Annotated in this window: 15 protein-coding genes; 9 read left to right on the top strand and 6 right to left on the bottom strand. The window is 45.3% G+C overall.

The features are described from left to right. The first annotated feature begins 3 nt into the window (after nucleotides 1-3). The gene (gene ppa, locus ABMY42_RS16420; RefSeq protein ID WP_009698861.1) at nucleotides 4-534 is read left to right on the top strand and encodes an inorganic diphosphatase; all 531 of its coding nucleotides are present in this window, start codon (nucleotides 4-6) and stop codon (nucleotides 532-534) included. A 63-nt stretch (nucleotides 535-597) separates the two neighbouring features. Here ppa and ABMY42_RS16415 read toward each other — a convergent pair whose 3' ends face one another. The 4 genes from ABMY42_RS16415 to ABMY42_RS16400 form a co-directional block, all read right to left on the bottom strand. Continuing rightward, the gene (locus ABMY42_RS16415) at nucleotides 598-957 is read right to left on the bottom strand and encodes a DUF2799 domain-containing protein (RefSeq protein ID WP_005450511.1); all 360 of its coding nucleotides are present in this window, start codon (nucleotides 955-957) and stop codon (nucleotides 598-600) included. Nucleotides 958-1,080: 123 nt separating this feature from the next. Beyond that, nucleotides 1,081-1,428, bottom strand: a complete 348-nt coding sequence (locus tag ABMY42_RS16410; RefSeq protein WP_005450512.1) for a gamma-glutamylcyclotransferase — start codon at nucleotides 1,426-1,428, stop codon at nucleotides 1,081-1,083. 28 nt (nucleotides 1,429-1,456) lie between these two features. Next, nucleotides 1,457-5,377, bottom strand: a complete 3,921-nt coding sequence (locus ABMY42_RS16405) for a translocation/assembly module TamB domain-containing protein (RefSeq protein WP_349266553.1) — start codon at nucleotides 5,375-5,377, stop codon at nucleotides 1,457-1,459. Beyond that, nucleotides 5,374-7,086, bottom strand: a complete 1,713-nt coding sequence (locus ABMY42_RS16400) for an autotransporter assembly complex family protein (protein ID WP_009698863.1) — start codon at nucleotides 7,084-7,086, stop codon at nucleotides 5,374-5,376. Before ABMY42_RS16400 ends, ABMY42_RS16405 begins: the two co-directional genes overlap by 4 nt. A gap of 166 nt (nucleotides 7,087-7,252) precedes the next feature. Here ABMY42_RS16400 and msrA point away from each other — a divergent pair, with 166 nt between their 5' ends. Then, nucleotides 7,253-7,891, top strand: a complete 639-nt coding sequence (msrA, locus tag ABMY42_RS16395) for a peptide-methionine (S)-S-oxide reductase MsrA (protein ID WP_009698864.1) — start codon at nucleotides 7,253-7,255, stop codon at nucleotides 7,889-7,891. A gap of 48 nt (nucleotides 7,892-7,939) precedes the next feature. Here msrA and ABMY42_RS16390 read toward each other — a convergent pair whose 3' ends face one another. Beyond that, nucleotides 7,940-8,140, bottom strand: a complete 201-nt coding sequence (locus ABMY42_RS16390) for a DUF1107 domain-containing protein (protein ID WP_005450516.1) — start codon at nucleotides 8,138-8,140, stop codon at nucleotides 7,940-7,942. Nucleotides 8,141-8,355: 215 nt separating this feature from the next. On the opposite strand from ABMY42_RS16390, the gene ABMY42_RS16385 reads away from it, so the two are divergent. The 7 genes from ABMY42_RS16385 to ABMY42_RS16355 all read left to right on the top strand — a co-directional run bounded on the left by ABMY42_RS16385 (nucleotide 8,356) and on the right by ABMY42_RS16355 (nucleotide 13,977). Further along, the gene (locus tag ABMY42_RS16385) at nucleotides 8,356-8,907 is read left to right on the top strand and encodes a YtfJ family protein (RefSeq protein WP_026000311.1); all 552 of its coding nucleotides are present in this window, start codon (nucleotides 8,356-8,358) and stop codon (nucleotides 8,905-8,907) included. Nucleotides 8,908-9,112: 205 nt separating this feature from the next. Further along, nucleotides 9,113-9,412 carry a DUF2607 family protein gene (locus ABMY42_RS16380; protein WP_349266552.1) on the top strand — a complete coding sequence of 100 codons (300 nt, stop codon included), beginning with the start codon at nucleotides 9,113-9,115 and terminating at the stop codon, nucleotides 9,410-9,412. A gap of 94 nt (nucleotides 9,413-9,506) precedes the next feature. Next, nucleotides 9,507-10,214: a DUF2796 domain-containing protein gene (locus tag ABMY42_RS16375; RefSeq protein WP_069686797.1), complete on the top strand. Its 708-nt coding sequence runs from the start codon at nucleotides 9,507-9,509 to the stop codon at nucleotides 10,212-10,214. Between the two features lie 52 nt (nucleotides 10,215-10,266). Next, nucleotides 10,267-10,995 carry an ABC transporter ATP-binding protein gene (locus ABMY42_RS16370; RefSeq protein WP_029788842.1) on the top strand — a complete coding sequence of 243 codons (729 nt, stop codon included), beginning with the start codon at nucleotides 10,267-10,269 and terminating at the stop codon, nucleotides 10,993-10,995. Beyond that, on the top strand, nucleotides 10,992-12,251 hold the full coding sequence (locus tag ABMY42_RS16365; RefSeq protein ID WP_005450526.1) for an ABC transporter permease: 1,260 nt from the start codon (nucleotides 10,992-10,994) through the stop codon (nucleotides 12,249-12,251). Before ABMY42_RS16370 ends, ABMY42_RS16365 begins: the two co-directional genes overlap by 4 nt. 5 nt (nucleotides 12,252-12,256) lie before the next feature. Next, complete coding sequence (locus ABMY42_RS16360) at nucleotides 12,257-12,751, top strand: DUF3299 domain-containing protein (RefSeq protein ID WP_005450528.1); 495 nt, start codon at nucleotides 12,257-12,259, stop codon at nucleotides 12,749-12,751. 320 nt (nucleotides 12,752-13,071) lie between these two features. Next, nucleotides 13,072-13,977: a TIGR03899 family protein gene (locus tag ABMY42_RS16355; RefSeq protein ID WP_009698869.1), complete on the top strand. Its 906-nt coding sequence runs from the start codon at nucleotides 13,072-13,074 to the stop codon at nucleotides 13,975-13,977. 90 nt (nucleotides 13,978-14,067) lie between these two features. Here ABMY42_RS16355 and cysC read toward each other — a convergent pair whose 3' ends face one another. After that, nucleotides 14,068-14,685 carry an adenylyl-sulfate kinase gene (gene cysC, locus ABMY42_RS16350; protein WP_005450533.1) on the bottom strand — a complete coding sequence of 206 codons (618 nt, stop codon included), beginning with the start codon at nucleotides 14,683-14,685 and terminating at the stop codon, nucleotides 14,068-14,070. Between the last annotated feature and the right edge of the window lie 2 nt (nucleotides 14,686-14,687).

Below are 14,687 nucleotides of genomic sequence, written 5' to 3'. Positions count from 1 at the left end.
CAAATGAGCTTAAACAACGTACCAGCAGGTAAATCTTTGCCTGAAGATATCTATGTCGTTATTGAAATCCCAGCTAATGCGGATCCAATCAAATACGAAGTAGATAAAGACACTGGTGCTGTATTTGTCGACCGTTTCATGTCTGCGCCAATGTTCTACCCATGTAACTACGGCTATGTGAACAACACCCTTTCTCTAGATGGCGACCCAGTGGACGTACTGGTTCCGACCCCTTACCCATTAATGCCAGGTTCTGTGATTCGCTGCCGTCCAGTCGGTGTATTGAAGATGACGGATGAATCCGGTGAAGATGCGAAAGTCTTCGCTGTACCGCACTCTAAAATCTCAAAAGAGTACGAAGGCATTCAAGATGTTGACGATATTCCAGAGCTACTCAAAGCCCAAATCACACAGTTTTTTGAACGTTACAAAGAGCTTGAAGCAGGTAAGTGGGTGAAAGTGGATGGCTGGGCAGATGTGGCTGCCGCAAAAGCAGAAATCCTAGAATCTTACGAGCGTGCGCAAAACAAGTAATTGCGAACGCCAGAAAGCAAAAGAGCTGCAAATTAGCAGCTCTTTTTTGTTATATCGTTTTGACTAATACTCGCCAGCGGTAGAAGTTCGACCCGATTCATAATTTTGTTTGAAAAACGGGTCAATATCATCACAAATGCCAAAGTAAGGCATATCTCGTACGCCAAGCATATAAGCACTTTGCTCACAGTACTCTTTTTTACCTTCTTGGTAACCAGATTGATAAGCCATGATCAATTCCGGTGTAGCACGATTTGTATCATCAAGCTTGACGATACGGTCTTCCGATAATTCAATCAGACCATCGAGAGCAGATTGCTTACCGAAGTCCTGCCAATCTGTTACGTTCACTGAATCTGGCAACCTTGTTTGCGCACAAGCGGTGAGAAAAAGCAGCATGGCGCCGATGATGATGGATCTCATAAGTTCTCCTTAGGCTTATACAAAAGACCGTCGGAAACTCACTTTCATACCCCTTTATCGAGTACTCATTCGACAGTCATACACTTTCACTACAAATGCTTACGCGTACTCGCGGAGTATGGTTCACACTCTCTGACACCAATCACCAGATGCAATCTCTTCACTCAACTGCTCAGTGTCTTGATACAAGTAGATCCAAGCTTGGCCAAAAGGTGTAGTAATGCTTTCTCGACGATACTCAACCGGTACGTCTTCTAACTTATCAAGTTCCTGCAGCGTGTCATTATCAATCAAATAAACTTCGCCCTGTATCGCATTTTGTCCGACCGACAAAGCCGGGTAAGGACCTAAATCATACAGAGCGAATTGGGCATCTGTTTCATGGTGACCAAGAAACTCAGCAGTGCTTAAAAAGTGATGATTGCACTCTCCTTTGCGCAAAGTTCCATACACAAACACTAAATGTTGCATAGCCGCTCCTTCTGCTTACAAGCTAAGTTTAGTTGAATTCGAATTGATAGAGCAGGTCAACAGCACTATCAACACCTGAAACTGCCTCTAGGTACAAGTCTTTCATCAAACGATAACGCACTGTGAACTCACCTAATGAGGTAAAGATACCCACACCATATTTCACCTGTAAACCAGGAAGAATATAGCCGCTCACCGTTACTTGAGAGTCGTCACCTGAACCTGCAGTATCCAGTTGCAGATCTTGTACGCCAAAGGCTTCGCCGATTTCACCTACGACTTTACCGCTCTTAGCTAAACTCAAGCCAATAAGGGTCGTCGTCATCGCATTACCGCCCGATTCTGCATCGATATCTTGACCTCGCAACAAGTAAGAAAGTGCGTTCGCTTGCGGCATTGCCGGATCAGAGAAGATTTCCACCGTAGGATCACTTGCAGGACCAGTCACACGTACACCCGCTGTCACATCATCTTGCGTGTTGTCCGGATTACGAATCGCTTTGATCGAGACATAAGGCTGATCCGCTGGTCCATTCATCATGATCTTACCTTCTTGGATGACCAAGTCTTGCCCAAATGAGCGATAAGAACCGTCAATGATGTTCACCTCACCGACAATAAACGGACCTTTGTCTTTTTGCGTCACGTTGAGGTTACCTTGCAAGTCACCTTTTAGACCAAACGCAGACAACTGGAAATCATCGCCGATTTTGATGTTAATGTTGGTTTCAACGTTAAACGGCAACGCTTGCTCACCATCAACAGGCTGCATGTCTTTGTTCAAAATGACTGTGTCGCTTGAAACACCAACCGCACTTGGTGGCAGTTCATCAATTAAGATACGTCCCCAAGGTAGATTAATACTGCCTTCGACCTTGGCAAGTTGAGGCGTCACATCAATAGTCATATCCGGTTTGACTTTGATTCTCACCATCGGTGGCATATCCACTTTAAGCTCTTCAGCGAACACACGAGCCTTAGTGTGCCAATTTTCTAGGTCACGCCAATCAGCATCGCCTTTAATCTCTAGCTTGCCATCTGGCGTAATGATCCCAGCATCTAAATCAGCTTGATGACCTTTAAAGTTAATCACCACTTGTCCTGAATTGATATCAATTGGCGTAACTTCACCTTGCAGTTTCATTTGATCAATCAAGAACTGACCATTCACCTTTGGATGCATCACATCACCAGATAGAGCAAGGTCAGTGTTCATGTTGGCTTTAAACAGGCTGTATTCGCCAATCAGGGGCGCTAAAAAGTCCAAGTGGAATGTCGATAGCGACACCTTACCGTCAATCGTCGGCTTCTCGGACGACACATCATTCAGGGCGACTTTACCAGACAAATCACCGTTATCCGTTACATCAAGCAACCACTCAGCATCTAGCTTATCTTGTGCCAACTTGGCTTTAAAACTCACACTTTCCCAACCGACTTTCACCGGTTGTTCTAGCGTTTGTTCTACCTGACCTTTTGGCATATCGACATTCACCGTGACTTCCGGTTTCATGTCTGGCGCCCATTTCGCGAAAGCATTCGCGTTCACAGAACCTTGCAGTTTGGTTTCTGGCGGTAAGAATTGTTTGATTTGGTCGAAGTCAAAGTTAGTGATGGCTAACTTCGCTTCACCGCTTTTACCAACGCTGATGTCTTCACTTAAACACACGCTTGATTTTGACTGTAACCAACAGTGTGCTTGCACATCAGCAATCTGCTTGTCGATGTTCACTTTGACTGCCGTCGACTTTTGCAATGCCCATGGACCTTGAGGTGTGCTCAGCGTTAAGCGGCGTAGCGCACCATCCCAAATCATTTCTGGCTTTTGCTTAAAGATGCCTTCGATCTCTAAACTGCTCGAAACAATGTCTGAAACCACGTCGAGTGTCAGTTGGTGTAGCTTTTCATCGCCACTCACTTCCAAATCTGCACTGTCAATTTTAATGTCGTCGTAGGTGATGTTCTTCGCAATTAGGCTAACATCAGCTTTTGGCGCAGGCAGTGGTGTAACATCCCCTTTTAGAGTGATGGTTTCCACCTTGGCTTGCTGCTGCCAATTCAGCTGGTTCAGCGCGAGATCTAAATTAATGTCCGGCTGTTTCAAACTGCCGCGAAGAGCAACCGTACCATTCATCTTACCAGCAAGATCCGGTACGCTTTTCGCAAAATCAGGGAAATTAACATCAACATCCATCAAGATTTGTTTGTCGATTTTACCCTTTGCTCGCAAAGAGTTGGGACCATGTGACAAAGCTAAACCTTGCGTGTTCAATTGAATATCTTCACCTTTACCGTTCTTATCTGAGGCTTCTAATTGACCTTCGATATGCAAAGGGTAGCCACGTAAAATACCGTCAATATCCAATTTAGGTAGACTCACTTGCCAGCCACCTTGTGCGGTTAATGACCCCGACGTCGACAAGCTACCACTGATATCGCCTTCCGCTTCTTCCCACTGTAAGCCCGGTTGAATATTTTTTAAGTTCAGATCGGCTTGCCAGTTGATAGGTGCAGCCCAATTCGCCATGACTTTACCTGCAAGCTCACCACCCAGCGTTTTGACAACTAAGCTGTCTAAGTCAATCTGTTCTAAAGTACCTTTACCGTTTAACGCCACATCAACTGCTGGAATATCTTTACCAGACGCCTTAGTTTCCAAGGCAACCGTGTAACCTTGTAAAGAGCCTTTCGCTGCAAGACTCGGGACCGATACTTGGTAATCACTCTTACCACTCAATGGCCATTGCGCCTCAACATCTTTCAATTTGATATCAAACGGCAACTCGGACTTAAGGGGTTGAATTTGCCCCTGAATCTTGGCTTTCACCAAATCAGATAACGTGGCATCCAGTGATAAATCGCCAACCGAGCCAGATGCCGTCAGTGATAATTTCTGACCTTTTACATCCGCTTGTTCAACCAATGCGTCAATTTGGGCTTGAATTGGGTAGTCACCTGATAATGTCACTTGAGTGCTTAACTGCCCTTTCACTTCCGGCATGTCAAGCTCAAGGGTTTTGACATCGACTTGGTCACCACCCGCTTTGGCTTCTAACCCTAAATGATGAACGATAACCGGTGTGTCACCAGCCAACTTAAAGTCATGAATATCGAGGCGCTGTGCTTCAATAGTGAGCGGAATCCAGACTTCAGGTAGAGCGATACCATTTGATTCAGGCTTAACGTCTAACTTCTGTTCATCAGACTTTGAACCTTTGTTAGCAGCAACATTTTCTGCACCTTGCTGCGATGGATTTTTAGACGCGTCTGAATTGACCGATGTTGACGACTGGACTTCCGCATCTTGCTCAATTTTAGCTTGAGCTTGATGGTTCGTTTTCGTGTCTTGAACTGGCGGCTGTTCCACACCCTCTTCACTTGGTGCAAGTGCCACATTGATGGTTTTCAATGCCGTAGGGGCAATCACCAAACGATCACCTTGCATTGATAATGCGGTTGAAAAATCTTGCCAATCAATCTTATTCCCCAAGATATTCAGATTGATATCATTAAATCTGACTTTATTGACAAAAATAGGCACTGGCGTACTGATAGAGCGCAATGGTGGCGTTTCTTCTTCAGGCTCGTCAGATGCCGGAGGGAGCTCTGGCATCTGAAAGTTCACCCCTTGCAGTGCCAACTCATCGACACACACTTTCGGATCGAAGAAGCAACGAAAGTTGATAGCAAGCGTTACGCTTTCAACCTTAGCATCGACATGTAAGGATTCATCGACAAAGCTGACGTTATGTAAAGCAAAACGCGGAAAAAGCGAACCTTGAACTTCTTCCACTTTGAGTTGCGGTAAGGCTTTCTCTGCCCCCCACAGCGCAAGTTTTAAACCCGGATGGGTGAAAAGTAATGTGCCAACAAAAACCGTCAGCAGCAATAATAGACTCAGCAGACCGATTGAGAGCCATTTCGTCCACTTCAGAGTTGTTTTGATCATAGTTCAGGCCCCAACGAGAAGTGAATGCGGAATTCTGGATCAGGCTCGGAGTCGAGCCCCCAAGCAAAGTCAAAGCTCACCGGACCAACCGGTGACGCCCAGCGGATACCAACACCCGCACCAGCCTTCCATTCTGGGGTTTCATTAAATGCATCACCAATATCGTAGAAAGCAGCGCCCCACCAGTTGCCGTAGACACGGTATTGATATTCAAGGGTGCTGGTCACCATATACTTAGCACCCGTCAATGCGCCACTGGCATCTTTCGGTGAGATAGACTCATAGCCATAACCACGAATGTTGTTATCACCACCAGCAAAGAAACGTAGTGATGGCGATAGTTTTTCAAATTCATCCGTAATGTTGGCACCGCCCTCTAAACGGAACAAACCACGGTGGTTTTGACCAATACCGCGAATCCAAGATGTACGTCCTAACAAGCGCAGTACTCGTGTTTCTGACAGCAAAGCAGTATCGCCATATTCAACGGTCACACTCTGCTTATCCCCCCACATTGGCATATTACCACCACGGGTCCGGGTTCGAGAAAAAGAAGCACCAGGCAAGACAAATTGCACACCATCTTCTTGCAAACCTTGCGAGAAGTTTTCGTACAGGTGGCGAACATACAAAGTCTTATGCCAACCACCGTCGGTGATCCAGTGGCGTTCTACCGCAAGATTCGATTCCAAACTTTCGGTATCTCGGTTATCAAGATGCTTGAGACCAAACTGCAATTGGTAGTATTCGTGTAGAACGTCATCAAGAGGGATTTTGTAGCCTGCTGTGATAGTTTGTTCAGGCTTGGAAAGAGAAAGAGCAGTATCAAAACTATGACCGCGTGCGCTTACCCACGGTTTTTTCCATTTCAGCGTACCGCGAACACCCGTATCGGTCGAATAACCAATACCAGTCTCAAGTTGGTTTTTCGCTGCGGGGGCAAGTGAGACTTTGATTGGCAGCTCGCGACCGTCGTCTAGCTTACTTAAATCTGGCTCAACAAATACTGACGAAAACCAATCGGTATTAGACAGGTTTTGGTTGTATTCCCCAACTTCTGAAACCAAATAAGGTTCACCAGTTTTAAATGGACGCAGAGACTCAACACGGTCTTCCCAAATCTGACTTCCAAAAATCTCCACCGAACCAAAGTGATAACGGATACCACTGTCATAATGAAGACGCACATTCGCTTCGTTAAGTTCGGGAACCACCTCAAGACGGCTTAAAGTGAAATCTCCATTAAAGTAACCACGTTGCAACGCTAAGTTACGAATACTTGATTTCAAGCTGTCGTATTCACCTTGATTTAAGATGCGTCCTACCTTCAATGGTGATTTTTCAAGAAGCTTAACGAATGCTTCGTCTTGGTTTGCCTCACCTGAAATCACCACATCCATCAGTTTCACCCTTACAGGCTCACCCGGTTGGACATTGACGATCAATTCATCATTATCTTTCGTAATAGTGTATGAAATTTTCGCATGATAATAGCCGAGCGCATTGAGCGCTTCAGTGATACTTTGTTCCAATCGCGCCTGAAAACGCAGGGACGTGGAATAATCGTCTTCAGGAATGGAAGACAAATAAGCGTTCACATTATCTTCTAGCGCACCATCGATCCCTTTAATTTTTAAGGAAACATCGGCATAAGCGCTATGAGAAAAGGCAAGTAGGCTGACAATGATCGGAGTAGCTTTTCTTATCATGCTTTTTAGCTGGACGAGGTTAAATAAACGTAAACAATAATAACGCCAAATAAAGGCTAAGTCTGTAATATTAATAGGTTTAACACGGTCTATGTCATCACAACATCATATTCAGACTGAATAGATTTTTTCGCAAAATTAAGACACGTATTAAAGGACAAATACCATGCTCAACAAACAGACAATGATCAGTATAGAAGATGCACTGCCCGGTAGAGAGGCATCAATGCAGATCGACGACACTCATTTTGTCAATCAATCGAGTTTAACGGCGCAGCCACAAGCTAACCAGCAACAGATTTTGTTTGGCATGGGATGCTTTTGGGGAGCTGAACGCTTGTTTTGGCAACTCGATGGCGTAATCTCAACATCGGTCGGTTACGCTGGCGGTTATACTCCAAATCCAACTTACGAAGAAGTCTGCTCTGGAAAAACCGGACACACAGAAGTTGTTCGTGTCGTATTCGATGAAGCCGTAATTTCTATAGAGCAGTTACTTGCGGCATTCTGGGAAAAACACGACCCAACTCAAGGTATGCGTCAAGGCAACGATTTGGGTACTCAATACCGCTCAGCGATCTACACCTATTCTCAAGAACAACAAGATGCCGCTGAAAAATCAAAAGCTCAATATCAGCAAGCACTGCAAGAAGATCAACGTTCAGCAATCACTACAGAGATCCAAGCAGCAGGCCCTTATTACTTTGCTGAAACTTACCACCAGCAATACCTAGCGAAGAACCCTAACGGTTATTGTGGTTTAGGTGGTACGGGTGTGTGCTTCCCACCAAGCCTACAAAGTTAACCACAACGAAAAAGAGCGACAAAAGTCGCTCTTTTACAATTCTTGTCATCACACTGGAAGAGATAAAATCGCTTGGTTTACTTCTCTAAATACAGAGAGTTGCTTGGGATTTTTGACATCAGGTAGTAGCACTTTTCCATTGTCAAAACGGAACTCACCAATACCTGCAATTGAGAATTGACCTTTGAATAAAGTCTTAACGAAACGCGCCACCTGACGTGGACGGTACACAGCAAACTCACGTAGCATAACCAACCTCAACATCCTTTTGAGAAAACACCGATTGCTCTTTCCTTGGCAACCTTTATGCGCAATTTGCGACGAACTTCATTCTATCAAATTCCAACGTGAACGCAACATTATTAGATGGCATACGTTAAATAATTGTTATTACAGGTTCTACATTTTTATGCACCGTACGTATATACTTGGTGAGTCTCACAACCCATATGGAACATAACAACATGAAAACTAAGACTCTCCTCCCTCTTCTATTCGCTCTTGCTCCGGGTCTGGCTCTGGCTCATAACCTATCTGTTGGTGAGAGTGTACCCGCAGCAAAAGTCGATGCTTATGGTGAAATCGTACTGCAAGGCGAAGGTGTCGCTTACCAGCCTTGGGCAACTCAAAACATGCTGGGTAAAGTTCGTGTCATTCATGCAATTGCAGGACGCAGCAGCTCAAAAGCGATGAACGCACCACTAATGACAGCGCTAACTGAAGCGAAATTCCCAGAAGACGCTTACCAAACGACTACCATCATTAACCAAGATGATGCTGTTTGGGGAACAGGTTCATTTGTAAAATCATCGGCGCAAGACAGCAAACAAGAATTCCCTTGGTCTTCAATGGTGCTGGATGAAAACGGTGTTGTAGCAAACACATGGGCACTGCAAGAAGAAAGCTCTGCAATCGTAGTCCAAGATAAGCAAGGTAAGATTTTGTTTGTAAAAGAGGGCGCATTAACGCCTGACGAAATCACTCAAGTGCTTGGCTTAATCAAACAGAATATTTAGATCTGTTGATATATACCCAAGTAACCTCGAGATGCTTGGGTATACAGCTCTCCGCTCATTACACACTTTAAGCAAAGAGCCCCCTATTTTCCTGAGCGTAAGCTCTTATTTCACCTAGATAATTTACCCAAAACGAACAAAAGAGTGAACTTTTAACGAAAATGGGTGTTATATTATAACACTAGGTATCGTTTCAGGTTTTAAGATGCATTCTCGTTGGCAAGTCACCACACATCATTGGCGTCGCACTGTCATATTACTCAGTGTTGCGCTGCTGCTTACCTGGAACTTTGCAACCATCGCGCATCAACTTGATCTCATCTCAGAGCATCATAGCCATCATCATTGCCAGCTGTTTGCTGGTGCACAACATGGTTTGGTCAAGCAGTTACCGGAGATAATCCCTCCAACCTACCAGCGCGCCGCACACTCTGACGTCATAGAACGGCAGTTCAGCCTTAGCGACGTGCGTTATACTGCGCGTGCACCTCCTATTTTTGCTTAAACTTAAGAAGTCCCCTTATAAGAAATTAAGGTTGCTAGTCGCACGATTTGAACTGCAACCACATCAGAAAATTAAGCAAAATTAGGATAAGAAAATGCCATCTAAACACGCTCTAGCTCTTGTTATCGGTCTATCACTAACCGCTACTGCTAACGCTGAAGAATACCGTCAACATGAAGCACACGTGCACGGTCACGTAGAATTCAATATTGCTCAAGACGGTAAAGACCTATTGATCGAAATCACATCTCCAGGTGCTGACGTAGTGGGCTTTGAGCATGCACCAGAAAACGCAGAACAAGAAAATGCACTGAATAATGCTATTGCTGCTCTAAAAGACACGAACAAACTGTTTGCTATCAACCAGCAAGCAAAGTGTGTAATTGAAGATGTACATGTAGCTCACACGCTAGGAGAAGAGTCACACGAAGGTCATGATCACCACGACCATGGAGGTCACGATCATGATAAACATGACCACGAAGGGCATGATCACGATAAACATGACCATGACCATGACCATGACAAGCATAAAGACCATGATCATGATGAGCATGATGACCACCACGATCATGACGGTCACGAGCATCACGAAGGTCATGACCATGAACACGGTGGTCATGGTGAATTCACCGTAGAGTACCGCTACCACTGTGATTCAGTTGCAGACCTAAACAGCATCGATACGACTTGGTTTAAGCAATTCCCAGCAACGGAATCTATCAGTGTGAACCTGTTCACTGACACCACTCAGTCTGCGACTAACCTAAGCAAAGACAACGCAAAGATCGCAATTAAATAACTCATATGGCGTGTAAGTACCCACTTACACGCCATTGCTTTGGTGATTTACTATGACTGAAACCACGTCAAACGTTGTTGAGCTATCTAACGCCCAGTTTGTCTGGCCCGGCTCAGAAAACGCGACCATTAACATCCCGCAACTTCACATTGCTCAAGGCGAGCATGTCTTTATCAAAGGTCCTAGCGGCTGTGGTAAATCGACTCTGCTTGCTTTGTTAACTGGCATCAACACACTCACATCTGGCTCACTGTCGGTATTGGACACTGATATCGCCAGCCTAAGAGCAAGCCAAAGAGACAAATTTCGTGCCGATCACATTGGCTATATCTTCCAACAATTCAATTTGTTGCCTTACCTAAATGTGATTGAGAATGTCCTAATTCCATGCCAATTCAGCAGAATTCGCCGCGACCGCGTTGCTCCAAATGCTTCTACGGCATCACTGGAGCAACAAGCAACGACGTTATTGGAGCGCTTACGTTTACCAAAAGCACTGCATGACAAGCCAGTATCAGAACTCAGCATTGGTCAGCAACAACGTGTCGCAGCCGCACGCGCTTTGATCGGTCAGCCTGAATTGGTGATTGCCGATGAACCGACATCTGCATTGGATCATGACAACCGTAAGGCTTTTATTGAACTATTAATGGAGCAAGCCAACCTTGCTAACGCGACACTGGTTTTTGTCAGCCATGACCCGACGCTAGAGTCCTTGTTTGACCGAACACTCAATCTACCTGAAATCAATCAAGTGCAAACCCTAGGAGCCGCATCATGAGTGCAGTTGTAAAGCTCGCTTGGAAAAGCCTGATGAACCGCAAGGCGACTGCTATTCTCACCATCATGACAGTCGCAATTTCTGTTGTCCTACTATTGGGTGTAGAACGCATTCGAACCCAAGCAAAAGACAGCTTCGCTAACACCATTTCTGGTACAGACTTAATTGTCGGAGGTCGCTCAGGGCAAGTGAACCTGTTGTTGTACTCGGTATTCAGAATTGGTAATGCCACAAACAACATTGACTGGAAGAGCTACCAAGAGTTTGCTAACCACCGCGCTGTAGATTGGGCGATTCCAATCTCGCTGGGTGATTCACACAAAGGCTTTCGAGTCATGGGGACCAACCACAGCTATTTCGAACATTATAAGTATGGAAGTAAGCAACCACTAACCTTCTCTGAAGGTAGAGAATTCAATGGCTTATTTGAAACCGTACTTGGCTCTGATGTTGCGAAACAACTTGGCTATAAGATTGGTAGCGAAATCATCATTGCTCATGGCATCAGTGATGTCGGCTTCAGTCGACACGATAACTTGCCATTTAAAGTGGTGGGGATTCTTGCGCCTACTGGCACTCCGGTGGACAAAACTGTCCATGTTTCTCTAGAAGCGATTGAAGCGATTCACGTCGGTTGGGAAAGCGGGGCTCGCTTAGGTCCGACACCAAGTGCGGCTGAGCTCAAAGCCAGAGACTTCCAACCTAAACAGATCACTGCCATGTTGGTTGGCTTGAAATCACGCATTCAGACTTTTGCTCTGCAAAGACAAATTAATACTTACCCGAAAGAGCCGCTTAGCGCCATCATGCCGGGCGTCGCTCTGCATGAATTATGGGGCATGATGTCGGTTGCAGAACAAGCACTGATGGCAGTCTCAGGCTTCGTAGTCGTTGCAGGTTTATTGGGTATGTTGAGTAGCTTGCTAACCAGCTTACAAGAACGCCGCCGTGAAATGGCAATTCTGCGTGCGATGGGGGCAAGACCTAAACACGTCTTCTCATTACTGATCAGTGAAGCGAGTTTACTGACGTTTGCAGGCATCATTACTGGTGTTGCGGGCTTGTATTCCATTCTTGCCCTCTTGCAACCAATAATCCAACAAAGTTATGGTATACACCTAACCTTAACGGCACTGTCGCCGTATGAATGGATGTTGCTTGGCTTTGTACAGTGTGCAGGTATTGTGATTGGCTTCATCCCAGCATTCCGCGCTTACCGACAATCGCTCAGTGATGGAATGACAATTAGGATTTAGTAAAAATGTGGAAAAAGATACTCGCTAGCTGTTTGCTACTGATTTCCTTCACTGCGCCAGTAATGGCAAGTGATGAACCATTAACGCTCGATTGGATTGATCTTGTGCCAGAGAATGAGCGCAAGATGTTCGACAGTGTTGGCATGCCAGCCACTGACCACAATGGTGGTGCGGCACTTCAATCTAAGATTGGTAATGTTCGCCCTGAGCTTAACGGCAGCAAAGTGAAAATCCCGGGCTTTGTCATCCCATTAGAAGGTGATGCGAATACGGTGACGGAATTCCTACTGGTGCCATATTTTGGCGCTTGTATCCATGTTCCGCCACCACCACCAAATCAGATCATCTATGTAAAATTCCCGAAAGGAGCCCCAGTGCAGGAGCTTTGGGATGTCATTTATGTGGTGGGAACGTTAAAAACCGAGACCATTGAACATGAGTTGGCAGAAACTGCCTACGTGATTGAAGGCTCATCAATCGAACCCTACGATGACATGTAATGTCTGCTTGATTAAATAAATACACTAGGCGTCGGTTCGGCGCCTTTTTTATGCCTGCTGTTTATACGATGTAACGAGATAAATACGCTAACACGCCAACATACAAAACCAAAAGTAGCGCTATCGACAGGTGTTTTCTCAGTTTGCTTGCGTCTGAATATTTCATCACCCCTCCAAAATAACGATAACAATTTTAACAACTCATTATCATTTTGAATAGTCCTTATTCTGTCAAAATCCGGACATGCCTCTCTGGTCGAGAAAACAGGAAAGGTGTAAATTTAAGCAAGCGCTAATCGCCAGTCTTGGTAGGAAATGAAATGGCAGAACCAACAAAGCAACCTGTTGTTATCGAACACGAACCCACACAACAAAAACATACTCATCATGAAAAGAAGTCTGGCTACATTAAAGACAGTGCAAGCCGTGTTCAAAGCATTGCCCAAATCTACGGGTTAGACGCATTGTTGCAAAGTGATCCTCCAGCTAAAACCGCACTAGAACGCGCTCAATTGCGTGAACAACGCCGCCAAGAGCAAAGACAAAAGAACTTAGAGCAGATCCTAAAACTGGCGCACAGCTCATGTCGAGATGAGACCGCAGGTGAACCTGACCAAGACTGGTTGTATCGTTTTTTCGATATGGCTCAGGACATCCACAACAGCTCAATGCAAAAGTTGTGGGCACAAGTCATGAAGCGCGAAGTGACCAACCCCGGCTCAACATCGATGAAAGCGCTTAAAGTCCTTAAAGATATGTCGCCGAGAGAAGCACAGACTCTGCAACGGGCAGCCACACTGGCATGCAGCTTCGGTGGAGATACCAGTCGCAAACTGCTGATTGGCTACAAAGCGCATGGCGGGATGTTCAGCTTTGGCAAACGCGATACCACTAGCAATCTTAATATGGGCAGCTTCCAGCTTCCTTATTCAAGCTTGTTAGTGTTGATTGAATTGGGACTGCTGCACAGCACTGAATTAGAGTCCGGAGAAATTGGCATTGAAACGCCTTTGATGCTCACCTATCAAGGTAAAAACTTATCACTGCAGGTAAATACGAAAGGCGTGCGCCTGTTGTACTACCGCTTTACCCCAACAGGTAATGAGTTGTGTAAACTGCTCGGAAATAAACCTAACAACCAGTATTACGATCAGATGTTAGCGCTTTTAAATCAGAGATTTAGCGTTCATAGTGAAGCAAAACCTACGGTGAATCACACCGTTTAGTACAGCAAAAAGAGCTTTTGGTCACCTATGATCCAAAAGCTCTTTTATCCGCTCAATGACTTTTTGGCCACCTATGATCCAAATGCTTTTTTATCGGATCACGCCACGTTGTTTAAGGTCAATTAAACACAACTCCACCAGCTCTTCGACACTCTTTTCGCCCGCAGGCAAATCAATTTCTGGGTTTGCTGGTGCTTGGTATTCTGAGTCAATACCGGTGAAATTCGGGATTTCACCTGCGCGTGCTTTTTTGTACAAGCCTTTTGGATCGCGACCTTCACATACTTCTAGAGACGCATTGACGAACACTTCAATAAACTCACCCTCAGGCAGTAGATCACGCACCAATTGACGCTCAGCGCGGTGAGGAGAAATAAACGCTGACAAAACAATCAACCCCGCATCTGCCATCAGTTTTGCTAACTCACCAATACGGCGAATGTTCTCGCGACGGTCTTGCTCAGAAAAGCCTAAATCGCTGCACAAGCCATGGCGCACATTGTCGCCATCGAGCAAATAAGTGTGATAACCCAATTCGGCTAAGCGATTTTCCAATGCGCCCGCCACCGTTGATTTACCTGCACCTGATAGCCCAGTAAACCAAAGTACCGCAGGCTTCTGCTTTTTTAATCCAGCACGAAACTGTTTATCAACCGAGTGCTGATGCCAAACGATGTTTTCATCTTTTACCGGAGTTTCGGCAGTCATAA

It is taken from the genome of Vibrio sp. SSH13-20, assembly GCF_040104475.1.
Lineage (GTDB): Bacteria > Pseudomonadota > Gammaproteobacteria > Enterobacterales > Vibrionaceae > Vibrio > Vibrio harveyi.
The sequence above is the reverse complement of the archived record's forward strand: the minus strand, read 5'-3'. Positions and strand labels throughout refer to the sequence as shown.